General features: G+C 55.9%; 20 protein-coding genes and 2 pseudogenes. 8 read left to right on the top strand and 14 right to left on the bottom strand.

The window, feature by feature from the left end; translation table 11 throughout:
- Nucleotides 1–42: 42 nt before the first annotated feature.
- Complete coding sequence (yejM, locus tag HFD95_RS09150) at nucleotides 43–1,797, bottom strand: LPS biosynthesis-modulating metalloenzyme YejM (RefSeq protein WP_022625056.1); 1,755 nt, start codon at nucleotides 1,795–1,797, stop codon at nucleotides 43–45.
- Between the two features lie 22 nt (nucleotides 1,798–1,819).
- Complete coding sequence (locus HFD95_RS09145; protein ID WP_010248348.1) at nucleotides 1,820–2,047, bottom strand: YejL family protein; 228 nt, start codon at nucleotides 2,045–2,047, stop codon at nucleotides 1,820–1,822.
- A gap of 158 nt (nucleotides 2,048–2,205) precedes the next feature.
- On the opposite strand from HFD95_RS09145, the gene yejK reads away from it, so the two are divergent.
- Nucleotides 2,206–3,210, top strand: a complete 1,005-nt coding sequence (gene yejK, locus HFD95_RS09140; protein WP_010248346.1) for a nucleoid-associated protein YejK — start codon at nucleotides 2,206–2,208, stop codon at nucleotides 3,208–3,210.
- A gap of 118 nt (nucleotides 3,211–3,328) precedes the next feature.
- Here yejK and rplY read toward each other — a convergent pair whose 3' ends face one another.
- Both rplY and HFD95_RS09130 read right to left on the bottom strand, forming a co-directional pair.
- Nucleotides 3,329–3,613, bottom strand: a complete 285-nt coding sequence (rplY, locus tag HFD95_RS09135) for a 50S ribosomal protein L25 (protein WP_003854168.1) — start codon at nucleotides 3,611–3,613, stop codon at nucleotides 3,329–3,331.
- Nucleotides 3,614–3,789: 176 nt separating this feature from the next.
- Nucleotides 3,790–5,544 carry a DEAD/DEAH box helicase gene (locus HFD95_RS09130; RefSeq protein ID WP_010248344.1) on the bottom strand — a complete coding sequence of 585 codons (1,755 nt, stop codon included), beginning with the start codon at nucleotides 5,542–5,544 and terminating at the stop codon, nucleotides 3,790–3,792.
- Between the two features lie 155 nt (nucleotides 5,545–5,699).
- Here HFD95_RS09130 and rsuA point away from each other — a divergent pair, with 155 nt between their 5' ends.
- The 3 genes from rsuA to HFD95_RS09115 all read left to right on the top strand — a co-directional run bounded on the left by rsuA (nucleotide 5,700) and on the right by HFD95_RS09115 (nucleotide 8,280).
- Nucleotides 5,700–6,419, top strand: a complete 720-nt coding sequence (gene rsuA / locus HFD95_RS09125) for a 16S rRNA pseudouridine(516) synthase RsuA (RefSeq protein ID WP_010248342.1) — start codon at nucleotides 5,700–5,702, stop codon at nucleotides 6,417–6,419.
- A 49-nt stretch (nucleotides 6,420–6,468) separates the two neighbouring features.
- Nucleotides 6,469–7,665, top strand: a complete 1,197-nt coding sequence (locus tag HFD95_RS09120; RefSeq protein ID WP_010248339.1) for a Bcr/CflA family multidrug efflux MFS transporter — start codon at nucleotides 6,469–6,471, stop codon at nucleotides 7,663–7,665.
- Between the two features lie 294 nt (nucleotides 7,666–7,959).
- Complete coding sequence (locus HFD95_RS09115; RefSeq protein ID WP_010248336.1) at nucleotides 7,960–8,280, top strand: hypothetical protein; 321 nt, start codon at nucleotides 7,960–7,962, stop codon at nucleotides 8,278–8,280.
- Here the strand turns inward: HFD95_RS09115 and yejF are convergent.
- The 9 genes and pseudogenes from yejF to yeiP all read right to left on the bottom strand — a co-directional run bounded on the left by yejF (nucleotide 8,267) and on the right by yeiP (nucleotide 19,092).
- Nucleotides 8,267–9,871: a microcin C ABC transporter ATP-binding protein YejF gene (yejF, locus tag HFD95_RS09110; protein WP_167430157.1), complete on the bottom strand. Its 1,605-nt coding sequence runs from the start codon at nucleotides 9,869–9,871 to the stop codon at nucleotides 8,267–8,269. The two genes, HFD95_RS09115 and yejF, sit on opposite strands and share 14 nt — an antisense overlap.
- Nucleotides 9,872–10,894: an ABC transporter permease gene (locus HFD95_RS09105; protein ID WP_167430156.1), complete on the bottom strand. Its 1,023-nt coding sequence runs from the start codon at nucleotides 10,892–10,894 to the stop codon at nucleotides 9,872–9,874.
- Entirely contained in the window at nucleotides 10,891–11,985 is a 1,095-nt protein-coding gene (locus tag HFD95_RS09100; RefSeq protein WP_167430155.1) for a microcin C ABC transporter permease YejB, read from the bottom strand. Before HFD95_RS09100 ends, HFD95_RS09105 begins: the two co-directional genes overlap by 4 nt.
- A gap of 11 nt (nucleotides 11,986–11,996) precedes the next feature.
- Nucleotides 11,997–13,805 (bottom strand): annotated as a pseudogene (locus HFD95_RS09095) (extracellular solute-binding protein).
- 43 nt (nucleotides 13,806–13,848) lie between these two features.
- Nucleotides 13,849–15,411 carry a cyclic di-GMP phosphodiesterase gene (locus HFD95_RS09090; protein ID WP_029519627.1) on the bottom strand — a complete coding sequence of 521 codons (1,563 nt, stop codon included), beginning with the start codon at nucleotides 15,409–15,411 and terminating at the stop codon, nucleotides 13,849–13,851.
- Between the two features lie 222 nt (nucleotides 15,412–15,633).
- A complete protein-coding gene (gene mepS / locus HFD95_RS09085; protein WP_010248316.1) occupies nucleotides 15,634–16,209 on the bottom strand; it encodes a bifunctional murein DD-endopeptidase/murein LD-carboxypeptidase in 576 nt (191 codons plus the stop codon).
- A 512-nt stretch (nucleotides 16,210–16,721) separates the two neighbouring features.
- A complete protein-coding gene (locus HFD95_RS09080) occupies nucleotides 16,722–17,429 on the bottom strand; it encodes a phosphatase PAP2 family protein (protein ID WP_010671014.1) in 708 nt (235 codons plus the stop codon).
- A 45-nt stretch (nucleotides 17,430–17,474) separates the two neighbouring features.
- A complete protein-coding gene (locus HFD95_RS09075) occupies nucleotides 17,475–18,443 on the bottom strand; it encodes a GTP-binding protein (RefSeq protein WP_010671013.1) in 969 nt (322 codons plus the stop codon).
- Between the two features lie 76 nt (nucleotides 18,444–18,519).
- Nucleotides 18,520–19,092: an elongation factor P-like protein YeiP gene (gene yeiP, locus HFD95_RS09070; protein WP_003854146.1), complete on the bottom strand. Its 573-nt coding sequence runs from the start codon at nucleotides 19,090–19,092 to the stop codon at nucleotides 18,520–18,522.
- A gap of 343 nt (nucleotides 19,093–19,435) precedes the next feature.
- Here yeiP and HFD95_RS09065 point away from each other — a divergent pair, with 343 nt between their 5' ends.
- Nucleotides 19,436–19,690, top strand: coding sequence for a YkgJ family cysteine cluster protein (locus HFD95_RS09065; protein ID WP_031292689.1), 255 nt, complete (start codon nucleotides 19,436–19,438; stop codon nucleotides 19,688–19,690).
- A 39-nt stretch (nucleotides 19,691–19,729) separates the two neighbouring features.
- Here the strand turns inward: HFD95_RS09065 and HFD95_RS09060 are convergent.
- Nucleotides 19,730–19,966: pseudogene (locus tag HFD95_RS09060) on the bottom strand (twitching motility protein PilT); the annotation flags it as partial.
- Between the two features lie 312 nt (nucleotides 19,967–20,278).
- On the opposite strand from HFD95_RS09060, the gene fruB reads away from it, so the two are divergent.
- The 3 genes from fruB to fruA are packed head-to-tail and all read left to right on the top strand — an operon-like array spanning nucleotide 20,279 to nucleotide 24,073.
- Nucleotides 20,279–21,409, top strand: coding sequence for a fused PTS fructose transporter subunit IIA/HPr protein (fruB, locus tag HFD95_RS09055; protein WP_010248303.1), 1,131 nt, complete (start codon nucleotides 20,279–20,281; stop codon nucleotides 21,407–21,409).
- Nucleotides 21,406–22,344, top strand: coding sequence for a 1-phosphofructokinase (gene fruK / locus HFD95_RS09050; RefSeq protein WP_010248301.1), 939 nt, complete (start codon nucleotides 21,406–21,408; stop codon nucleotides 22,342–22,344). The genes fruB and fruK overlap by 4 nt, the downstream gene beginning before the upstream one ends.
- A 16-nt stretch (nucleotides 22,345–22,360) precedes the next feature.
- The gene (gene fruA / locus HFD95_RS09045) at nucleotides 22,361–24,073 is read left to right on the top strand and encodes a PTS fructose transporter subunit IIBC (RefSeq protein WP_167430154.1); all 1,713 of its coding nucleotides are present in this window, start codon (nucleotides 22,361–22,363) and stop codon (nucleotides 24,071–24,073) included.
- Nucleotides 24,074–24,466: the final 393 nt, after the last annotated feature.

Genomic DNA, 24,466 nt, shown 5'->3' with positions numbered 1-24,466 from the left:
CATTAATGCAAGATACCTGCCGACTATTTGCCTGATTATTAATCAGTTAGCGATAAACCGCTTCTCTTCAGTTAATACCTGCAACAGCAGCGCCAGTTCTGGCTTGTGATCTTTCAGGGCGTTGCCCTGCGCATCATAAGCGCGATAGCTGCCGTTATTGTTGAGTACCAGCGTCACCTGCGGCGTGGTAATCACCAGCTTATTCTCTTCGCTGCTGACGACCCAGTCATGGCGACGGCGCGCAGCAAACAGATCTTCACCCTGAGAGTAGTTCACTGGATTGGTCCGCACATGCAGCAGTCGCTGCATCAGCGTCGACATCACATCCTGATGATCAGAAAGGCGATCAACGGTCTGCGCGGGCGTATCAGGCCAGTGAATCACTAACGGCACCTGCAGAGTCTGGCGGTTTCCAGCGCTGTCAGGATTGCCATCCAGTGCCAGTCCACGCTGCGCCGTAATCACCACCACCGTGTTCTTCAGTAAATCACGCGCCTGCAGGCTGCTGAGCACCGCGTGGATCTGCTCATCAACGGCAGGAGCCTGGCGCAGATAGCTGCGCTGACGCGCTTTTGCACTGTCGCCGGTGACGTCCGGGCCGTTCAGGGCAATCCATGAGAACCACGGCGCCTGTGAACCGTTCTGTTTCTCCAGCCAGTTCTGCCATTGCGCCACAGTACTGGCGTTGGGCTGGCTGGTGGTTGCAGGCAGTGAATAATCAGTCAGCAACGCCTGCCGGTAGAGCGGCGGATTAAAGCCTTCCGAGGAGAAGAGGCCAAACTGGTAACCCTGGGTGCTAAGCGCGCCCAGCAGCGCCGACGGCGTTCGGGATGCCAGAATACCGTTCATGTAGCTGGATGAGATCCCATAGAACAGGCCAAACAACCCTTTCTCTGGCGTATCACCCGCGCTGTAGTGCTGGGTAAAACGCACGTTCTCGCTGGCGAACTGATTAAGCTCCGGCAGCGCTTTGGCCAGCGTGGCGTTGTTCAGACCATCGACCGTCAGCACCAGCAGGTTGTTGCGTGTGCCGGCATCACGGAAAGTAATCTCGCTCAGCGGATATTCCACCGCCACTGCTTCCGGGTCGCCCTGCTGAATCAGCCGACGCTGATACTCCTGCGCATCCAGCAGACCATGACGCTCAAGGAAGCGGCGGGCGGTCATCGGGTAGGAGAGCGGCAGGTTGGCACGCTGCATCGTAATCGGACGATAGAAATTCGCATCGGCCCAGATATACATCAGGTGGCTGGCAAAGAAGGCGCTGATAAACAGGGCGGCGACAGGCTTGCCAAATGAACGGCGATTCAGGCTGCGAAGCTTCTGCCAGCTCCAGGTCGCAAACAGCATCTCAACCAGGAAAATCAGCGGCACGCTGATAAACATCAGCTGCCAGTCGCGCGCCATCTCGCTCTGATCAGGGTTAATGACCAGCTCCCACACCACCGGATTCAGGTGCAGGTGGAAGCGGCTGAACACCGCACTGTCGACCATCACCAGCGTCAGCCCGGCGGTAGCGACTACCGCGGACAACACCCGCATCAGCCGTTGCGACATCACCACAAAAGTCAGCGGGAAGATAATCAGCAGATAGGCGGCAAAAACAACAAAACTGAAGTGGCCAACCCAGCTGGTATAGGCGTAGATGCGCCCCGCCAGCGAAGAAGGCCAGTCGGCGACCAACAGGTAGCGACTGCCTAAAATCAGCGCGAATAAGATGTTAAACAGAGCAAACCAGTGACCCCAACTGATCATCTGGGAAACTTTTTCGCGGTAGCGCTGCCGGTTGGTTACCATATTATGAAGTCAAATCAGCCAATTAATGGGCGTTATCGTCACGCACAGACGCCTGAAGGGCATCGGCGAAAGATCGTGCCAGTGAACGACGTTGCGCCGGAGCGACATCGCTGTTAATTAAGTTGGTCACCATATTTCCCAGAACCATCAGGGAGAGATCGGTGGGGGCCTTGTCCTTGTGCAGGATTTGGGCCATTTCCGCGAGGAGTTGTTCCACGCGTTCGTCACTGTAACGGGATGATTGTGCCATATCGTCGTCTAAGCTCATTTCAAAAGGCGATATATTACCGGAACAGCGCACTTTTTACCGCAATTTTATCGAAAGCAGCGTGTTCGCTATACGCATGGAGTTGAAAGCCGATGCTGGCGGTGTTTGAATACGCGCCTGTGCTAAAAGGAGAGTCTACCATGAGTCTGGATATCGACCAGATTGCCCTGCATCAGTTAATTAAACGCGATGAAAACCAGCTTGAACTGGCGCTGCGCGATTCGCTGCTGCCTGCCACCAACACGGTCAACGCGATGGTGGAGGAGTTACACCGGGTTTATAGCGCAAAAAGCAAAGCCTATGGCCTGTTCAATGCAGAGAGTGAACTGGCAGAAGCGCTGCGTAATTGTCGTAAGGGCAACGATGATTTTCTCGCTTTTAGCCGTGCCGCGACCGGTCGTCTGCGCGATGAGCTTGCAAAATACCCCTTCGCTGAAGGCGGCGTGGTGTTGTTTATTCACTACCGCTATCTGGCGGTGGAATACCTGCTGATTGCGGTGCTGAACAGCCAGTCCAGCATGCGCGTCAACGAGCAGATGGATATCAGCAGCACCCACTATCTTGACATCAATCATGCCGATATCGTGGCACGCATCGATTTAACCGAGTGGGAAACTAACCCGGAATCGACCCGTTATCTGACCTTCCTGCGTGGCCGCGTCGGACGTAAAGTGGCTGACTTCTTTATGGACTTCCTGGGTGCCGAAGTGGGATTAGACACCAAGGCGCAGAACCGCGGTCTGTTGCAGGCGGTAGATGACTACTGCAACGAATCGGAACTGGATAAGCAGGAGCGGCAGAACTATCGCCAGCAGGTCTACAGCTACTGCAACGAGCAGTTGCAGGCGGGCGAGGAGATTGCGCTGGAAGAGTTATCGAGCGAACTGCCACCGCTGGGTGAAAAAACGTTCCAGGCTTTTACCCAGGAGCAGGGGTATGAACTGGAAGAGAGCTTCCCGGCGGATCGCAGTACTCTGCGCCAGCTGACGAAGTTTGCCGGAAGCGGCGGGGGCCTGACCCTGAACTTCGATGCGATGTTGCTGGGCGAACGCATTTTCTGGGATCCGGCAACGGACACCCTGACGATTAAGGGCACACCACCCAATCTGCGCGATCAGCTGCAGCGCCGTACCAGCAGCAAATAAAAAAGCCGGGCTTAGCCCGGCTTTCATTCCCTGCACGCGGCGATCATTTCACCGGGCAGCGCCAAAAGAAAAGGGCCGGTTTCGCAACCGGCCCTTCTGCTTTCAACGAAGTTCGCGATTAAGCGCGAACGAAGTCGATGTGGAACAGTTTTGGCTTGAACGGGTGACGCTGAACAGCCTGAACTTTCACTTTAGTTTCTTTACCGTCAACTGACAGGGTCAGCACTTCGTCGTAGAAACCTGGCTTAGATTGCAGGTTCATTACGGAGTCGTGATCCAGGTCGATGGCAACAGCCGCTTCAGAACCACCGTAGATGATGGCCGGGAAACGGTTTGCTGTACGCAGGCGGCGGCTCGCACCCTTACCCTGCTCTTTACGTTCTACTGCATTGATAGTGAGCATTAATATATCTCTTTATTTAATTCCTGCTACAGGCGACCCAGTAACAGGCTGGTTATTCAATACCGCTGATGCACATGCAAAAGCGGGCGGCAGTATAGCCGTTATGCTGGATGGTAGCAAACGATATACCCGCCAGCCGGGCTCGGCATCCGGTTAGCCGGACCCGATAGCGCTCATTAGCGCAGCTCATTGGCACGGCGATAGCGACCCTGATAATCGAACATTTTTTCGCGGATCTGCCAGAACTGACCTTTGGCCCGCGCCACCACAAAGTCGGGATGACGCAGCAGCGGCTGCAGCGCCAGCACGTCAGCGGCGCTTTGCCAGCCCAGCGGCACGCCGGGCGCGCGCTGATGCGGGCGCATAAAGAGCTGTTCAAACGCTTTGCGCTGGGCCGGTGTCTGCAGACGAAACCGTTCGCTGACGCTGGTGCCTTCCTCGTCATAATAGGTCGCCTTGAGCCATTCACCTTTGGCATCACGGCCCTGTTCCAGCGTCATGCCGCCACAGCGCAGCACCAGCGCATCTTTAAGCTTCAGCGCCGCTTTGAGCATATCGTCAGGATCGACCAATATTTTGTCGCACTGGTGACAGCGCCGGGCGGCAATATCATTCTCTGCGCCACAGTCGGGGCAGCTTTTAAAGCGGAAGCGGAAGTCACACTGTTCGCGCTCGCCCTCATCATCTTCCAGCACGCCCTGACAGCGTCGGCCAAAATGTTCGATAACCATGCCATCTTCGGTCGCCTTGCCCCAGAAGGTGTTGGCGAAACCGCAGGCGGGACAAAAAACCTGTACCGGCTGATTGTCGCTGGCCCCCTTGGGCGCGCCGACCTCGGGCGTAAAGAGATCGTGCGGATTACCGGCATAATCGAGAATCAGACAGTCGGTTTTACCGGGCGAGAGCCGCAGGCCGCGTCCGACGATTTGCTGATAGAGGCTGACCGACTCGGTCGGGCGCAGAATCGCAATCAGATCAACGTGCGGAGCATCAAACCCGGTGGTCAGCACCGCCACGTTAACCAGGAATTTCAGCTGCTGCGCCTTAAAGGCCAGAATCAGAGCATCGCGCTCTCTGGCAGGCGTTTCGGCTGATACCAGCGCGCTGTTAGCGGGCAGCAGCCGCAAAATTTCATGCGCATGCTCAACCGTTGAGGCAAAAATCATCACCCCCAGCCGATCTTCAGCGAACTCCACGATCTGACGGATAATATGGGGCGTCACGCGCTGCTGCTGTTTCAGTTCACGATTAAGATCGGCTTCGCTGAACAAGCCGCTGCTTTGTGCCGTCAGGCGGCTGAAGTCATACTGCACCACCGGCATATCCAGTCGCTCCGGCGGCACCAGAAACTGATGTTTGATCATGTAGCGCAGCGGCAGTTCATAGATACAGTCGCGAAACAGCGATTTTTCGTCGCCACGCACCATGCCGTGATAGTGGAACTGATAAATCCAGCCTTTACCCAGCCGGAAAGGCGTGGCGGTCAGGCCCAGTAAACGCAGTTGCGGATTATGCTGACGCAGATGATTGAAGATCTGCTGATACTGACTCTCTTTATCATCACCGATACGGTGGCACTCATCGACAATCACCAGTGAAAAGGCGCTGTCGAACTGGTCGAGGTTACGCGCCACTGACTGCACGCTGCCAAACACCACTTTGCGCTGACTCTCTTTACGCTGAAGTCCGGCGGCAAAGATATCCGCCTCCAGCCCGTAAGCCTGATATTTACTGTGGTTCTGCGCTACCAGCTCTTTGACGTGCGCCAGCACCAGCACCCGGCCACGCGCCAGCCGTGCCAGCTCGGCAATGACCAGGCTCTTTCCGGCACCGGTCGGCAGCACAATGACTGCAGGCTGTTGATGACGACGGAAATGCGCCACGGTGGCATTCACCGCATCCTGTTGATAGGGGCGTAAGGTAAAAGACATGATGCTCACTTTTGCAAAACTGGGGGTAATTATGCCATGAAAGTGCGGTAAACGCGCTGTCAGGCTGGCGCGGATCACGTTATACTTCCCGCACATTTTCAACGGTTAACCAGGCCGTTTCAGATTCCCTCCGCAGTAACAGGCAAAACGAATTCATGCGACTCGACAAATTCATCTCTCAGCAACTGGAAATCAGCCGCGCCATCGCCCATCGCGAGATCCGTGGCCAGCGTGTCACCGTTAACGGGGAAATCGTACGCGATACCGCGTTTAAACTGCTGCCCGACCACGAAGTCGTCTATGACGGCAACGTACTGCAGATGCAGACTGGTCCACGCTACTTTATGCTGAACAAACCGCAGGGTTACGTCTGCTCAACCGACGATCCCGATCATCCCACCATCATCTATTTCATTGAAGAACCGATGTCATTCAAACTGCACGCGGCGGGGCGTCTTGATATCGACACCACCGGACTGGTGCTGCTGACAGATGATGGCCAGTGGTCACACCGTATTACCTCGCCACGTCATCACTGCGAGAAAACCTACCGTGTGACCCTGGAATCACCGGTCAGTGACGATACCGCCGCGCAGTTTACGGCGGGCGTGCAGCTGCACAATGAGAAGAGCCTGACTAAACCGGCTCAGCTGGAGGTGATCACCCCGACAGACGTCCGGCTGACACTGAGCGAAGGCCGTTATCATCAGGTAAAACGGATGTTTGCGGCAGTAGGCAATCGGGTCCTTGAGCTGCATCGCGAGCGCATCGGTGACATCGTACTGGACGCCGATCTGGAACCGGGCGAATATCGTGCGCTGACAGAAGAAGAGATCGCCAGCATCGGTCTGCCGAAAGAGCTGCAGACAAAATAACCGGACGGGCCCGGCGGCCCGCATTACGACCATAAGGGCAGGAGAGGGTGTGCGTAAGGAAAAGAATTCGCCAACAGGACTGGTGGTCATCCTCGGTCTGTTAGCCATGCTGATGCCGTTGTCGATCGACATGTATCTGCCCGCCATGCCGCAGATTGCACGTGAGTTCGGCGTTTCAGCCGGTAGCGTGCAGATGTCGCTCAACCTCTACATTCTTGGCTTCGCGATTGGGCAGCTGATCTATGGGCCGCTGGCAGACAGCTATGGGCGTAAGCCGGTGATTGCGCTCGGGACCCTGATCTTTGCCTGCGCCGCCGCGGCCTGTGCGCTGTCGCAAACCATCGATCAGCTGATTACGATGCGCTTTCTGCATGGGCTGTCGGCTGCCGCAGCCAGTGTGGTGATCAATGCGTTAATGCGTGACAGTTACTCGAAAGAGGACTTCTCCCGCATGATGTCCTTTGTGATGCTGATTACCACCATTGCGCCGCTGCTGGCGCCGATCATCGGCGGCTGGCTGCTGGTGCTCTGGAGCTGGCACGCCATCTTCTGGGCGCTGGCGGGCGCGGCGTTAGTGACGACCGTGCTGGTGACCACGCAGATCCGTGAAACCCTGAAGCCGGAGCAGCGACAGCGGTTTCATCTGCGTACTACGCTCGGCAATTTCGTAACGCTGTTTCGCCACAAGCGCGCGTTCAGTTACATGCTGTCGAGCGGTTTCTCCTTTGCCGGGCTGTTTACCTTTCTCAATGCCGGTCCCTTTGTTTACATCGAACTGAATCACGTTTCACCGCAAAACTTTGGCTACTACTTTGGCCTCAATGTGGTGTTTCTGTTTGTCCTGACGCTGATTAACAGCCGCGCCGTGCGCCGCTTTGGCCCGGTGGCGATGTTCCGGATGGGACTGCTGATACAGTTCTGTATGGGGATCTGGCTGCTGCTGGTCAGCGCCTTCAGCCTCGGCTTTTTGCCGCTGGTGATGGGGATCGCGATGTTTATCGGTTGCGTGTCGATGGTCTCATCGAATGCGATGGCGGTGATTCTGGATGAGTTTCCACATATGGCGGGTACGGCATCGTCGCTGGCGGGCACCCTGCGTTTTGGCGTCGGGGCATTTGTTGGCGCACTGCTGTCGCTGGTGAGTTTCAACAGCGCCTGGCCAATGGTCGGCACGATTGCACTGTGCGCGACAATCTCTCTGCTGCTCTTTTTCTACGCTTCACGTCCCCGCACTGCGTCCCGGTAATCGGGCGCAGTGATTTCCCTCTGCAATGACCTGCCGACTTGCACGCCTCCTGACTTTGTTTCGATATTGTGAAAATATTTAGTTAAAAAAGTAATCACAATGCAGCTAAAATGATTGTTAACGGCGTGTGAACGCGGTACATATAGGCTGAAGTGCGATGTGAGTCGCAAAAAATGCGCTTCTGCAATCCACACGGACGGGCCATTAAACCCTGTCCGGACTCAGCGGTTATCAGGCCGCTTCCAGCTGGGCTGCTTTGTGTTGCGACATAAACTCATCCGGGGAGAGTAAACTATGCTGCAACTTTCGATTGTGCATCGTCTGCCACAGCATTTTCGCTGGGCCAGCGATCACCACAGTGCTATCGAATCCGATGACACCACGCTGGACGAGCAGGATTTCGTTGCGCTGCGATTGATCAGCCATGACGGCATTCCGGCGTGGGAGATCCTTCAGCAGCTAAAAGAGGTTCTGGCGGATATTCAGGTCGATTGTAAAGTGGCCGAGTGCGAAGGACAGCCCTGCCTGTTCATTCAGCGTCGTGACGAAAGCGCCACCAACTGCTGCCTGAAAAATCAGGGCGTAGCGATTGCCGAAACCTTTATCGCAGGTTGAGTTGCGCCGACTGCAGCAGCTCGCGGGTATACCCGGCCGCGGGTGAAGCAAACAACCTTTCACACTCTCCCTGTTCCACCACTTCTCCCTGACGCAGCACAATAAGCTGATGGCACAGGGCGCGCACCACATCCAGATCGTGACTGATAAACAGATAGCTGAGCTGCCGCTGCTGCTGTAAGCGGCGCAACAGCGTCAGAATCTGCTTCTGCACCGTGCGATCCAGCGATGAGGTCGGTTCATCCAGCACCAGCAGCTCCGGCTCCAGAATGAGTGCCCGCGCAATGGCAATACGCTGTCGCTGACCGCCCGAAAATTCGGCCGGATAACGGTGGCGACTTTCCGCTTCAAGCCCCACCTCCGCCATCACCGCGATGACCCGCTGCTCCTGTTGCGCACGGCTAAGTTCGGGCTGATGCACCGCCAGGCCTTCCGCAATGATCTGCTGCACTGTCATACGCGGATTCAGTGAAGAGTTGGGATCCTGGAACACCACCTGAATGCGCTGACGCAGCGGCAATAACTGACGACGTGACAGCTGATGCAGCGGCTGGCCGTCAAACCAGACTTCGCCGCGTGAGGCAATCAGCCGCAGCAGTGCCAGCCCGGTAGTGCTTTTACCTGATCCGGACTCGCCGACCAGCCCCAGACTTTCGCCGCGCCGCAGGCTGAAGCTCAGCCCGGAGAGCACCTGTTTCTCACCACTCTGCCGGCGGAACAGCCCGCGCCGCAGCGGAAAGCTGACCTGAAGATTATCGACCCGAAGAATGACCGGCGCGTCTGTGGGCAGCGGCAGCGCTTTTCCTTCCGGTTCGGCGGCCAGCAACTGCTGGCTGTAAGGGTGTTGCGGCTGATTCAGCAGGGTCTGGCAGCGGTTCTGTTCGACGATGTGACCATTGCGCATCACGCTGACGTTATCCGCCAGCTGACGCACGATATTCAGGTTATGGGTGATAAACAGCATGCCCATATTCAGCTCATGCTGCAGTTCACGAAGCAGCGTCAGGATCTGCGCCTGCACCGTCACATCCAGCGCGGTGGTTGGCTCATCGGCAATCAGCAGCTGAGGCTCGGTCAGCAGCGCCATGGCGATCATCACCCGCTGACGTTCCCCACCCGAAAGCTGGTGGGGGAAATCATTGAGCCGGGTGGCAGGTTGCCGTATCCCGACCCGATCAAGCACGCTGAGAATTTCACCGCGTGCCGCCGGACGACGCAACCCGCGATGCAGCGACAGCACTTCATACAGCTGCTTCTCCACGGTGTGCAGCGGATTAAGCGATACCATCGGCTCCTGAAAAATCATCGCGATCTGGTTGCCGCGAATCCCGCGCAGGCGCTGCTCACGTGCGCGCAGCAGATCTTCACCGTTAAACAGAATCTCCCCGCTGGGATAAGCCACCGCAGCCTCATGCAGCAGTCGCATCACCGACAGTGCCGTGACGCTCTTACCGGAACCCGACTCGCCCACCAGCGCCAGCGTTTCGCCCGCGTCAATGCGCAGTGAAACGTCATTGACCACCTGGCGAAGCGTCTCGCCCTGACGAAAGGCGACCGAGAGATGATTGATGGCAAGCAATGGCGTGTTCATTCAGGCTCCTTTGCCCGGATCAAAAGCGTCGCGTACCGCTTCGCCAATAAAAATCAGCAGCGAAAGCAGGATCGCCAGGGTGAAAAAGCCCGCCAGGCCTAACCAGGGTGCCTGCAGGTTATTTTTGCCCTGCAGCAGTAACTCGCCCAGCGAGGGCGAACCCAGCGGCAGGCCAAAGCCGAGAAAGTCGAGTGAGGTTAGCGTGGTAATCGATCCGCACAGAATAAACGGCAGAAAGGTCAGGGTGGCGACCATGGCGTTTGGCAGCATGTGGCGCAGCATAATCCGGCCGTCGCTAACCCCCAGTGCCTGCGCCGCACGGATGTAATCAAAGTTTCGGGTACGCAGAAACTCGGCCCGGACCACGCTGACCAGGCTCATCCAGCCGAAAGCCACGGTGACCAGCAGCAGCCACCAGAAACCCGGCTGGATCACGCTGGAGAGGAGAATCAGCAGAAACAGCGCAGGCATGCCGGACCAGACTTCAATCAGCCGCTGCCCAATCAGGTCAATCCTGCCGCCGAAATAGCCCTGCAGCGCGCCGACCACAATCCCGATGACACTGGAGAAGAGCGTCAGCATCAGTCCGAACAGCAGAGAAATCCGCGTGCCATAGAGCAGGCGTGCCATCACGTCGCCGCCGTTGGCATCCGTGCCGAGCCAGTTCTGCGCAGAGGGCGGAGAGGGGAAGGGCACCTCGGTGGCAAAATTGATGGTGCTGTCGCTGAAACGAATCGGTGCCCATATTGCCCAGCCATTCTGCTCAATGCGCTGCCGCAACCAGGGATCCTGATAATCCGCCGCTGTCGCCAGTACGCCGCCATAGTCGGTTTCGCTGTAGTCAAACAGCAGCGGCACTGTCCAGCGCTGCTGGTAATGCACCAGCAGTGGCTTGTCATTGGCAATCAGTTCGGCACCCATCGACAGCAGAAAGATGATCAGAAAGATCCACAGCGACCAGTAGCCGCGCCGGTTATGACGAAAGCGCTGCCAGCGCTGTTGATTCAGCGGAGAGAGCGTCATGAGCGGCTCCCGAAATCGATGCGCGGATCGACCAGCGTATAGGTGAGATCACTGAGAATATTCATCAGCAAACCTATCAGCGTAAAAATATAGAGCGTGCCAAACATCACCGGATAGTCACGTTGCAGAGTCGCATCATAGCCGAGCAGCCCAAGTCCGTTGAGCGAGAACATAACCTCGATCAGCACTGAACTGGTAAAGAACATGCTGATAAAGGTGGCGGGGAAGCTGGCGATCACCAGCAGCATCGCATTGCGAAACACATGGTGATAGAGAATACGGCGCTCCGGCACCCCTTTGGCGCGCGCAGTCATCACATAGAGCTTGCGGATCTCATCCAGAAACGCGTTTTTCGTCAGCATGGTCAGCGTGGCGAAGCCACCGATCACCGTCGCCAGCACCGGCAGGGCGATATGCCAGAAGTAGTCCAGCACTTTGCCATACCAGGGCAATGTGTCGTGCTGCGCAGAGGTGAGCCCGCGCAGCGGAAACCAGTCCAGATAGCTACCACCGGCAAACAGCACGATTAACATGATGCCAAACAGAAAAGCCGGGATGGAGTAGCCAATGATAATAAAAGCGCTGCTCCAGACATCAAAAGCGCTGCCATTGCGCACCGCTTTGCGGATCCCCAGCGGGATCGACACAAGGTAGATAATCAGTGTGCTCCATAATCCCAGACTGATCGAAACCGGCAGGCTCTCTTTGATCAGCCCGATCACTGAGGCACTGCGAAACAGGCTGTCGCCAAAATCCAGACGCAGGTAATTCCACAGCATCTCGCCGTAACGCTGCCAGAGAGGTTTATCGAAACCATAACGCTGTTTAATCTCAGCAATCAGTTCGGGATCCAGCCCGCGTGCGCCACGATACTGATTATCGGCAGGATTGAGATGACTGACGCTGGCGCGTGAACCGGCGCTGTCTGCGCCGCTGCCGGGCAGACCGGTTGTCTGACCAAACTGAATGTTAGCCAGCGCCTGATCGACCGGTCCGCCGGGCGCGATTTGCACGATAAAAAAATTAAGCGTGATGATCGCCCATAACGTCGGGATGATCAGCAGCAATCTGCGCAGAAAGTAAGCGGCCAACGGTGATCTCCTTAGCGTTTGCTGGCCGGCAGGCGTCCGGCTTTGTTTGTGTCGTACCACCAGTTTTCCAGTCCGACGCTATAGGCTGGCTTGCGGGCAGGGTGAGAAAACTTATCCCAGTACGCCAGCCGCTGCTCTGCGTTGTACCACATCGGGATCATATACGCATTCCACAGCAGCACCCGGTCCAGCGCCTAGGCCAGCGGCCGCAGCGCGGTGGGATCACCCTGATGCGCCACAATCTGTTTCACGAAATGATCGACTACAGGCTCTTTGACCCGCGGGGTATTCCACGACGAGGCGATAAAGTCAGACTGCCACAGGATCTGCAGACTGGAGGTCGGGATCGGCATTGCCCCATAGACCGTGGCAATCATGTCATAGTCGCCTTCGCGCCAGCGCCGCAGATACTGCGAGTTGTCGATCTGCCGCAGGTTCAGCGTAATGCCAAGCCGGGAAAGATTGTGCTGGAACGGTAACGCCCAGTCGGTATTGGTGCCACCGCGCAGCAGGAGTTCTATGGTAAACGGCTGACCGGTTTTATCATTGACCAGACGGCGATTTTTTATCTGCCAGCCCGCCTGTTTCAGCAGGTCAGACGCTTTTAACAGGCTGGCGCGGTCATAGCCGCTGCCGTCGGTTTTGTGTGGCTGATAAGGCTGGCTGAACAGCTCAGGTGGCAGTTGCGCGCGCCAGGGTTCAAGCAGGGCCTGCTGCTGTGCATCCGGCACGCCGCTGGCCGCATACGCCGTGTTCTGGAAATAGCTGCTGGCGCGCTGCCAGGCACCGTAATAGAGCGCCTTGTTCATCCACTCGAAATCGAACATCAGTGACAGCGCCTGACGCACGCGGCGATCCCGGAACAGCGGTTTTTCATTGTTGAATGCCAGCCAGCGGGTATCGATAGCGGCATCGTTAGGCGTGGTCTCTTTAACGATGCTGCCATCGTCAAAATTGCGGCCACGATACTGAGTGGCCCATTTCTTTGCCGATGTCTCTTCACGCAGATCGTAAGCACCCGCCTTAAAGGCTTCAAATGCCACATTGTCATCCAGATAGTAGTCATAGCGCATTCGATCAAAATTAAAGCGTCCGCGATTGACCGGCAGATCAGCGGCCCAGTAATCTTTTACCCGGCTGAACTCAATAAACTGTCCCAGCTTCCAGCGGGTGATGCGATAGGGTCCGCTCGACAAGGGTGGCTCGCTTAACGGCTCATTAAACTTCTTATCGCGCCAGAACGACTCTGCGATAACCGGCAGCGTCAGTAAGCCAAGCAGCAGATCTTTATCCGGCTTCTGTGCCTCGATGCGTACAGTGAGATCGTTCAGCGCTTTAACGGTCACGCCACGGTAGGCGACGCGAAATTGAGGCACGCCCTCGGTCATGAATTTCTGATAGGTGAACGCCACGTCGCGGGCGGTTATTGGTGTGCCATTCTGAAAACGGGCGCGGGGATTAAGGCGGATCTCAATCCATGTAAAATCGCTGGCGTAGCGCGCTGACTCGGCAATCAGCGGATAATAACTGCCAGGTTCATCGTCTGAGCTGGTGTAAAGCCCATCATAAAGCGTGCCGGTGTTAATGCCCGGATTACCGCGAGAAGCGTAGCGGTTGAAGTTGTCGTAAGTGCCCACTACCGCCATGGTGATGCTGCCGCCTTTGGGTGCGCGGGGATCGGCGTAGTCGTAATGGCTGAAGCCGGGCGGATATTTCGCTTCACCGGCCTGGGTGAACGCGTAGCTTTGCTGCACAGAAGCTGCCAGCAGCGGGGCGCTGAGCAGGCCGCACAGCAGCAGAAGTCCGGAACGAAACAGCATGCACTCTCCTGTCAGATGTCTGGCGCGATTGGGCCAGGTAGTGTCAGGCGTTATGACGCCGGAAATAGTCTATCAGCGTTTCCGGCCGCAGCGGACGGCTAAAGATGTAACCCTGCAGATGGGTCACACCGCGGTTAATCAGCCAGGCAGCCTGCTCGCCGGTTTCTACCCCTTCGGCCACACTTTTCAGGTTCAGCTTCTTCGCCAGCTGCAGCACGGTATCGAGCACCGGCGAGGTCAGGCTATCCGTACCGATGCTCTGAACAAAGCCGCGATCAATTTTCAGATAATCAAAGTCATAACGTTCCAGATAGATCAGCGCGCTGTGACCGGTACCGAAATCATCAATGGCGATATGGATCTGCTGCTGATGCAGCCAGTCAAACAGTTCTCCAACGTTTTCGTCGCGCACCATGGCTCGCTCGGTGATCTCAAACACGTAAGTAAAGTGGTCCGCAGGCATGGTATCAAGCCAGCGCAGCACATCCTGACGGAAACCGCTGTCAGCCAGATGCAGGGGCGAAATGTTGAGGCTGAGGCAGGCATGACGGGGAATGGTATGACACAGCAGGTGGGCATCACGGGAAACCAGCTGAAACAGATGTCGGGTCAGGGGAATAATCAGGTTTTGCGCCTCGGCATAGTGAATAAACACATCGGGCGGAATCGGGCCTTTCGTCGGGTGGGTCCAGCGCAGTAACGCTTCCATCCCATACGGCTGACCATCATGGGAGGTGACCAGCGGCTGATATTCGACGTGAAATTCACCGCGCTTCATGCCCCGAATCAGCTCTTTACCAGGGCGCTGATAAACCGACAACAGCAGCCAGCAAGCGCCTGAAACCAGCAGCGACAGTAGCAGGCCGCTCAGCAGGATATTCTGATAATCGCTGAACGCCAGAGTGGAACCGTACAACACAAACTGCAGCGGATAGCCTGTCAGCGCCTGCCGGTGCAGCGGCGTCGGCAGGTTTTTATTCTGCATGACGACGGATTGCCAGCTGGTTAAGGCACTGCGTTGTGCCACCAGTGCCATACCGGTGATTTCCGGATGCCCGGACGCCAGCAGCTGATAGGGTGCCAGGGTAATATTCAGCGTCGCGAAAACGCCTGACTGCAGGCTGCCGGGATTTTTGATCCATAACGCCAGCGCCGGTTTATTGGGCTGCAACGGCGTGCCCGGCATCAGCTGCAGATCGATATCACGCGAAATATCACTCAGGGGCGCAATTACATTGAGCGGCAGATTAAAACTGCCGGTGGCCGAGGAGCAAAAGGCATTACCTTCTTTAACCAGCAGGATGGCACGAAGATTTCCGGCAAAGGCGGCGCGTGAGGTAAGTTCACGATTGATGGTATTGCAGGCAGTGTGGGTAAACGGAAGCAGGGGGCTGAGAGTACTGTTAATCAGGCTGGAGAGCGTTTGCTGTAATGCCGTACGGCTGTTCTCCAGCAGTTGCTGATGCTGTCGTTCGCGCTTCTGCCAGGTCTGGTGAAGCGAGAGTGCAGCAAATAACAGAAAGAATAAGCCGCCAGCCATCGCACTACTCCATGCGATACGGCGAGGATAGGTGGCATGGCGCCGTAGCGCCCCCGACAGTGGCATGAGGAGCTTCCCCTAATCAAATTATTATTATGTTATTGCGCACGACGGCTTCGGTTTAAGCGACCGAGAATATAACGAGACGGCGGGAAATGTCTTGCTATTAATCTGAGTCAGAATGCTTTTATCTTATATAACTGCTGGTAAAAATGATTAAAGGCGAAAAAAAACGCTGCATAAGCAGCGTTTCATGTTCTCTGGCTGAGAGAAGATCGAAAGTGGTTATCAGGTCGGGTTACGACTTAATACACGGCGTCCTTCACGGTAGCGCTTTTTCCAGTAATCATCATTCAGACTGGAGATCATCACGCCACTGCTGGTCGAGGCATGAACGAAGTTATCGTTGCCAAGATAGATGCCAACGTGACGGCCCGTAGAGCCTGCACGGAACATCACCAGATCGCCGGGACGCAGTTTACTGCGGGTAATCTCTTTACCGGTGTCCTGCTGCTGAGAGGTAGAACGCGGTAATTCTAAGCCAAACTGATCGCGGAAGGTGCGTTGTACAAAGGCGGAACAATCGATCCCGCGTTTAGTATCGCCACCGAGGCGATAGCGCACACCTTTCCAGACGGCGTATTGTTCCATGATGCGCGACTTAACGTCGACATTACGCACCATTTCTTCAAACTCATCCTGAGACGCCTGAAGTAAAAAACCATTGTGGTTGTTAACTTCATGATTCTCGTTATTCGCGTTTTGACTGCTATGGGTACTGCTACAAGCTGAGAGGAGTGTTGCCAGCGCCACTGCGGGCACGATCCGCAAGATATATCTCAGTATTGGTTGAGACTTGACCATTATTCGGGTTTTCCTTCGATTTCCTTACGACAAGATTGTCGCCAGCCAGATGACAAAACAGGGAGATTAATAAGCGAAACAGACTAAGACAAATCCTTAATTACTAAAATGTGTTAATGGACACATTTTAACGGTAAAAAATCCGAATTTTCTGCCGCTTTTGCCTCACTGCGACTGAGGTTAACTGATTACAGACGCCGTGGCGAGTGCTTTTAATCAATTTCATATAGGTTTTTTTGATGTGAAATCAAACCGTAACACACTGACTACTTTAGCTACAATTGTGGTCAAATGATGGTGAGAACAGGGAGTTAAAGGGGGGCTAATTCGGGGCATAGCCGCTATTTTTAGAGTTTTCTTTATTGACAGAGGATATTGGCGACTATTTAACCTGCCAGCTGGGTCATAACCTTTTCTTTTCGTGAATTTAATTAGCAGGCTAATAGTGATGGGGTGTTTTTTATAAGCACGGGCGGTTCAAACCAGGGGTTTAAATCGCCCGCGCTTAACATTTACGTCACGGGCTTATATTTACCCGGCAATTTGCGATAAAACCAGTTAACCAATACGTCACTGGCTGGCGTTAATAGCCACCAGCTCAGACCCACTAATACCACCGACATTGAACCGACGGCAACATCGGTAAACCAGTGCGCACCGGCCATGATGCGTGGCAGTGAAAATATCACCACAATAGCCGTGGCAATTAAAAAGCGGCTGAAACCAAAATAACGCCAGATAAAGCAGGCGAAAATGATCAGCATCATACCGTGGTCGCCGGGGAAGCTATCTTTTGAAGCATCTTTAGCGGGAATACCGGTCAGTTCACTGACGCGATGCACGTTTTCGAAGAACAGTGTCGGACTGGAGTGTTTAACCGGCAATAAATGGCCCAGCTGATTGAGAACGACGGCGGTCAGCAGCATGGTGATGCCGATTGCCAGCATCCGGCGCTGCGCCTGTGGCGTTTCGCGCCGCCAGATCGACAGGTAAAGCAGACCCATCGCCAGCAATGACACCGCATCAAAACCACGGTAATTCGTGATAGCGACGATCAGCGCGAACAGCGGATGGGTCACCATCTGGCTATTGAAGCCAAAGAAAATAGATTTATCGACGCCGAACCAGAAGCCATGTTCCGGGGGCAGATACCATGACAGAAATAGCACCACGCCCAGTGCATTAAGCAGCAGGATAGTAATAAGGCGAGTTACGCGCATAGTTAAACTCATTATTATTAAAAATAACCGCCAACAATACCTCTGTCAGCGTAAACGGCACTTCAACAATGCCGATTGTAGACGATTCCAGTCAGCCTGTTGAGAATGAATGATCTCAATGCGGCTATCGGATGGCGGTGAGGGGAGTGTTTCACTCTGCAGCTCATTTGCCTGGCGATTGATGCGCAGAGCGCCTTCTTTCGTGCGCATCACTCCTTTAACGCGATCTACCGGCGCCTGCCGAACCCATTCCAGCAGCATGCCGCTGTCGAACAGCGTATCACCATCAAACAGCCAGCCGCAGGCGCTATAGCCCTGTCCGTGGTTCAGCGCCCGACGCCAGCGCGCCTCGCCATTCAGTCGCAACGCCGCCAGACCGCTGGTAGGACCCGACGAATGATGGTGCTGCGGCACGGGAAGCTCGCGCGGCTGCCGGGGTGTATCCAGCAGGGAAAGGGGGATCTGACCAAATTCTGTCTCTATCAGAGGGCGCGCAGGCTGCATCTGCTGCTGCCAGTCAGCCAGGCGCTGATGATCCGCCTGATCCCAGCAGTCGCGCTTATTAGCGATAATAAGGTCGGCGGCAGCCAGCTGATCGCGGAAGTTTTCATTGGCAACGATACGAGGATCAGCCAGCTGACGCGCATCCAGCAGCGTTAGTGTGGCATTCAGTTGCAGCCACGACTGATAGACGGGCGCACTCAACATCTCCAGCACCTGACGAGGATGGCCCAGGCCGGTTGGCTCGATCAGCAGCCGATCGGGTTTACTCTTCAGCAGCATATTCAGCCCGACCTGCATCGGCAGGCCATTCACACAGCACAGGCAGCCGCCGGGGATCTCTTTCAGCGTGGCACCGCTATCGGCCAGCAGGGCGCCGTCGATCCCGATCTCGCCAAATTCATTAACCAGCACCGCCCAGTTTTCCCCGGACGGCCTGGCAGCCAGCAGATGGCAGAGCAGCGTGGTTTTGCCGCTGCCCAAAAAACCGGTAATCAGATTAACGCGTGTCATGGGGGTGACTCCTGCCGGGGAATAACGTGATAATGTAATAATATAACACTATCACGATCGGCAGCAGGCTTCTGATTTAGTCTGCACGGCCCATATAGCGGCGTTCAGCAATGTGGATGCGGATGCGGTCACCGTTGCTGAGGTATTCCGGTACCTGAATCGAGAGGCCTGTACTCATACCGGCGGGTTTGGTGCGAGCGCTGGCAGAAGCACCTTTAATGCCTGGTGAAGTATCCACAATCTCCATATCCACGGTTTGTGGCAGTTCCAGCGCCAGCACCTGACCTTCCATCGTCAGCACGTGAATGCCAGGGATACCGCCTTCAGGGATAAACAGCAGCTCTTCTTCAATCTGCTCCTGTTTAAAGGAGTAGGGGGTGTAATCCTCATCATCCATAAAAATATATTCGTCACCATCTATATAAGAGAAGGTCACGCTGCGACGGCTGAGCGAAATTGCATCAATAATCTCGTCGCCTTTAAAGCGCTCTTCCACTTTTAAGCCGGTGCGGACATCGGTAAAGCGCATTTTATACAGGGTGGCGGCACCGCGTGCGCTGGGGCTCTGGACATCAATATCTTTAACCAGCAGCAGTTTACCGTTGTGCGTGACGGCCATCCCTTTTTTGATTTCATTGGCTTTTGGCATTGCTGTTCTCGCTATCTTGAGAGTGAAGTGCGCGCAACGTTACTCGCGCCGATGAAAACTGGCAATATCACCGGCGTGAAATTTTGTCTCAGGCCGCGGCTTTCATGGCAATTGCCGCCCCGGACTGCTATTGTCGCCGCGACTTTCTCTGCCTGAGCACAGCATGCAATGCCGTAGCCAGGGCGGTGCCTGTTGTACAGCGCCCTCTATCTTTTCACCGATTTCTGACATGGGTGACAGTGAACGATTTAAGCAGGAAGTTAAGAGCTGAAGGGTGTGGTGTCGCTCCCTCTGAGGTTCTGTTACTGTCTGTTGTATCCTGAAGGTCGCGTGAGAGGTGTTAATGCAGTGTCGTATTGATTGTGGAGCCTGCTGCATCGCGCCGTCAATCTCCAGCCCCATCCCCGGAATGCCGCAGGGTAAACCCGCGAATGTCCGCTGCATTCAGTTATCGGATGAAAATTTGTGCATGATTTTCGGTTCAGATTTAAGGCCGAAAGTATGCGGAAGTCTGCAACCTTCAGTTGATATGTGTCTTACAGACCGTACTTCAGCCATGACCTACCTGATTGAGCTTGAAGCCAGCACTCGTGCCTGAGAACCCTCCCACCGCTTAGATTTAATCCCGCGTCAGCGGTTAGCTGACCCACTCTTCCAGCTGCAATCCGGGTACCCGTTCTAACTCGCGTGTGTTATTGGTCACCAGAATAGCCCTGGCCGCAATGGCATGCCCGGCAATCGCGGTGTCGTTGGGACCAATGGGCGTTCCGGCAGCAGCCAGCGCCGCTTTGATTTCAGTGGTTGCATCTACCGCTGCGCGATCCCATGAAAGTACAGCATCAGGACGTGCGCAGAATGCATCCACCAATTGCAAACGTATCTGCTGTAAACCGAAGCGGATACCGCGCCATCAGGCGCTGACGCTGCTGAAGTTTTTCGGTCCACCCATTCTCACTTTACAGCAGCAGCGTCAGCCTGTTCGCCCGCTAATCACCTAAACCTGCCCGAAATGTGCGTAACGTCAAAAATCTGCTACGCCGTTTGCGCATTTTCTTGCCTGGCGAAAGCGGCTGTACCACAATCCCTGAAACGTTTCAGCGGTGACTGCGCCATCTGTTTTCCTCAGCATGGCGTAAAATCTTTCCCACTAGCTGAAACGATTCAATCTCAGCAAGCGAGGAGAATTATGTTCCAGCTCGAATTGCAGGCCATCCATACCGGAGCCAGCGCCCAGAATAAAGAAGAGGCCATTCGTCAGGTTGCTGCCGCGTTAACCGCGGCGGGCAATGTGACCGAAGGATACGTCAACGGCATGCTGGCGCGCGAACAGCAGACCTCAACCTTTCTTGGCAACGGCATCGCAATCCCTCATGGCACCACCGATACCCGCGATCTGGTGCTGAAAACCGGCGTTCAGGTTTTCCAGTTTCCGCAGGGCATTGCCTGGGGTGACGATCAGACAGCCTATGTTGCCATCGGGATTGCCGCTAAGTCGGATGAACATCTGGCGCTGCTGCGTCAGCTGACCCATGTGCTGAGCGATGACACCATTGCAGAACAGCTAAAAACCGCCTCTGCTGAAGATCTTCGTGCGTTGCTGATGGGCGAGAAACAAGCCGCTGAATTCAGCTTCGACACCTCATTAATCACGCTCAACGTGGCTGCCAGTGATCTGATCACCCTCCAGGCGATGAACGCCGGTCGGCTGCAGTCCGCTGGTGTGGTGGATGCCAGCTACGTCGCAGACGTGGTTTCAACGCCTCCGCTGAATCTGGGTCAGGGCATCTGGCTCAGCGACAGCAGCCTCGGCAACCTGCGCAGCGGCGTGGCTATCAGCCGCGCTGAACATGCCTTCGACCATCAGGGCGAATCGGCTGCGATGTTAATCAGCGTTTCGGCGACCGATGAACGTCCGCTGGAAGTGCTGGGTTACCTCAGCGCCTTGCTGCAGCAGGGCAAAGCGGATCGTCTGTTGAAAGCGGATGCTGCAGGCGTTTACGCACTGCTCACCAGCGAAGTCGATGAGCAGGCTGACGTGCTGACGGCTGAATTTACCATTCGCAACGAACACGGCCTGCATGCCCGTCCGGGCACGGCGCTGGTCAGCGTGATCAAGCAGTTCAACAGCGACATTACCGTGACCAATCTCGACGGCAGCGGCAAACCCGCTAATGGCCGTAGCCTGATGAAAGTGGTTGCGCTGGGCGTGAAGAAAGGCCATCGCCTGCGCTTCACCGCCAGCGGTGAAGATGCACAGCAGGCGCTGAACGCGATTGAAGAAGCGATCACCAGTGGTCTGGGTGAGGGGGCATCATGAGCAGACGCGTCGCCACCATTACGCTGAACCCGGCGTATGACCTGGTGGGTTATACCCCTGAAATTGAACGTGGCGAAGTTAACCTGGTGAAAACCACCGGGCTGCATGCTGCGGGCAAGGGCATCAACGTAGCCAAAGTACTTAAGGATCTGGGTATCGATGTCACCGTCGGTGGCTTCATGGGGAAAGAGAATCAGGACGGTTTCCAGCAGTTGTTCAGTGAGCTGGGCATAGCCAACCGTTTCCATGTCGTGCCTGGCCGTACCCGTATCAACGTTAAACTCACTGAACAGACCGGTGACGTCACCGATCTGAATTTCTCCGGTTTTCAGGTGACGGCGCAGGACTGGGATCGTTTTACTACCGATTCTCTGACCTGGCTGGGCCAGTTCGATATGGTCTGCGTCAGCGGTAGTCTGCCTGAGGGCGTCGACCACGATGCCTTTACCCGCTGGATGACCGAACTTCGCACCCACTGCCCATGCATCATCTTTGACAGCAGCCGCGAGGCGCTGGTGGCAGGACTGAAGGCGGCACCGTGGCTGGTTAAACCTAACCGACGTGAGCTGGAAATCTGGGCCGGTCGCAAACTGCCAACCCTGCAGGATGTGATTGGCGCTGCGCACGAACTGCGCGAGCAGGGTATTGCCCATGTGGTGATTTCGCTGGGCGCAGAAGGTGCTCTGTGGGTCAACGCTTCTGGCGAATGGATCGCTAAACCGCCGGTGTGCGAAGTGGTCAGCACCGTGGGTGCAGGCGACTCAATGGTTGGCGGCCTGATTTATGGCCTGCTGATGCGCGAATCCAGCGAACACACGCTGCGTCTTGCGACAGCTGTGGCGGCGATGGCCGTCAGCCAGAGCAATGTTGGCGTTTCCGATCGTACTCAGTTGGCCGCAATGATGGCGCGCGTCGACTTACAACCCGTTAACTGACAGCAGGAGAGCGATAATGAAAACGCTGCTGATTAAAGACCCTACACTGGGACTGGCTTCCGCATATATGGCACAACAGCGTCTGGCGGCTGCCGCCGCTGCGGCGGGCCTGACCCTGACTGATAATCCTGCCGACGCTGAGCTGGCGATTGTGCTGGGCAAAAACGTGCCGGACGATGCGGCGCTGAACGGCAAAGCGGTCTGGCTGGGCGATATCCAGCTGGCAGTACGTGAGCCAGAAACCTTCCTGAACCGCGCGAAAGCAGAAGCGAAAACCTGGCAGGCACCGGCTGCGGTAGCAACGCCTGCAGCAGGCGCACCTGCTGCACCGGCTCAGGCTGGCGCGCAGAAACGCGTCGTCGCGGTGACCGCCTGTCCGACCGGCGTGGCGCACACCTTTATGGCTGCCGAGGCCATTCAGGCTGAAGCTACCCGTCGCGGCTGGTGGGTGAAAGTTGAAACCCGTGGTTCAGTGGGTGCCGGTAACGCGATCACTCCGGAAGAAGTCGCTGCCGCCGATCTGGTGATCGTCGCAGCTGATATCGAAGTCGACCTGGCGAAATTTGCCGGTAAGCCGATGTACCGTACCTCAACCGGTCTGGCGCTGAAGAAAACCGCGCAGGAGCTGGATAAAGCGGTAGCAGAAGCGAAGCCGTATAAAGCGGCGGCTGGCGGACAGAGCAATTCCAGTGAAGAAGAGAAGAAAGGCGGAGCAGGAGCTTATCGTCACCTGCTGACCGGTGTTTCTTACATGCTGCCGATGGTGGTCGCAGGTGGTCTGAGCATAGCGCTGTCGTTTGCCTTTGGTATCACGGCGTTTAAAGAGCAGGGCACGCTGGCTGCGGCGCTGATGCAAATTGGTGGTGGCAGCGCCTTTGCCCTGATGGTGCCGGTGCTGGCGGGCTTTATCGCCTTCTCCATCGCTGATCGTCCGGGTCTGACGCCGGGTTTGATTGGCGGTATGATCGCCACCAGCATTAACGCAGGTTTCTTAGGCGGTATTATCGCGGGCTTTATTGCCGGTTATGCGGCGAAGCTGATCAGCGGCAAAGTTAAACTGCCGCAGAGTATGGAAGCGCTGAAACCGATACTGATTATTCCCCTGTTCGCCAGTCTGATCACCGGTCTGCTGATGATCTACGTAGTGGGTAAACCGGTTGCTGGCATCATGAACGGCCTGACGCACTGGCTGGCCAACATGGGAACGGCGAATGCGGTCCTGCTGGGTGCCATTCTGGGCGGCATGATGTGTACCGATATGGGCGGTCCGGTAAACAAAGTGGCTTACGCGTTTGGCGTCGGGTTACTGAGTTCGCAGACCTATGCGCCAATGGCTGCCATTATGGCAGCCGGTATGGTGCCACCGCTGGCGATGGGGCTGGCGACGCTGGTTGCCCGTCGTAAATTCAATAAAGGTCAGCAGGAAGGCGGTAAAGCGGCACTGGTTCTGGGTCTCTGCTTTATCTCTGAAGGCGCGATTCCGTTCGCTGCCCGTGACCCGATGCGCGTTCTGCCTTGCTGTATCGTTGGCGGTGCAACCACCGGCGCGATCTCCATGGCGATTGGCGCAAAACTGATGGCTCCGCACGGTGGACTGTTCGTACTGCTGATCCCTGGCGCGATTACCCCGGTTATCGGCTATCTGATGGCGATCATCATCGGTACTGCGATTGCGGGTCTGAGCTATGCGGTACTGAAACGTCCGGAAGAGCAGCTGGCGAAAGCCTGATTTGCAGAAGTGCATAATCTGCTGAAGTGAAAATAACAGGGAGCCGGATGGCTCCCTGTTTGCTTTTACAGACGGTTCCCGAAGTCAAAGCGACGGGAGCATACGCCTGGAGTAAAGCATCGCGGGCCATGGACAAAAAGCCGGGAGCGTTTTTGAACAACGCAAAGCGTTGGCCCGGCTGCGGGCGCACCTCAGGGATGAGGTGCGTAATCGCCCGCGCTGCGCCTGCCAGGGATGGCGTTTTTTTGCGTCTTTACGGAAGGCGTATGCTCCCTGAGCCAGTGTTCTCTCTAAACGAAAAGGGAGCCATGCCAGCCAGTTAAGCGACAGGTGATAACGCAGTCTGGTGCCGCTCAGGGGCTGGCGGTCCTCGCGCCGCTGCGCGGTTCCTTC

It is taken from the genome of Pantoea sp. EKM10T (genome assembly GCF_011800685.1).
GTDB classification, from domain to species: Bacteria; Pseudomonadota; Gammaproteobacteria; order Enterobacterales; family Enterobacteriaceae; genus Pantoea; species Pantoea agglomerans.
The sequence above is the reverse complement of the archived record's forward strand: the minus strand, read 5'-3'. Positions and strand labels throughout refer to the sequence as shown.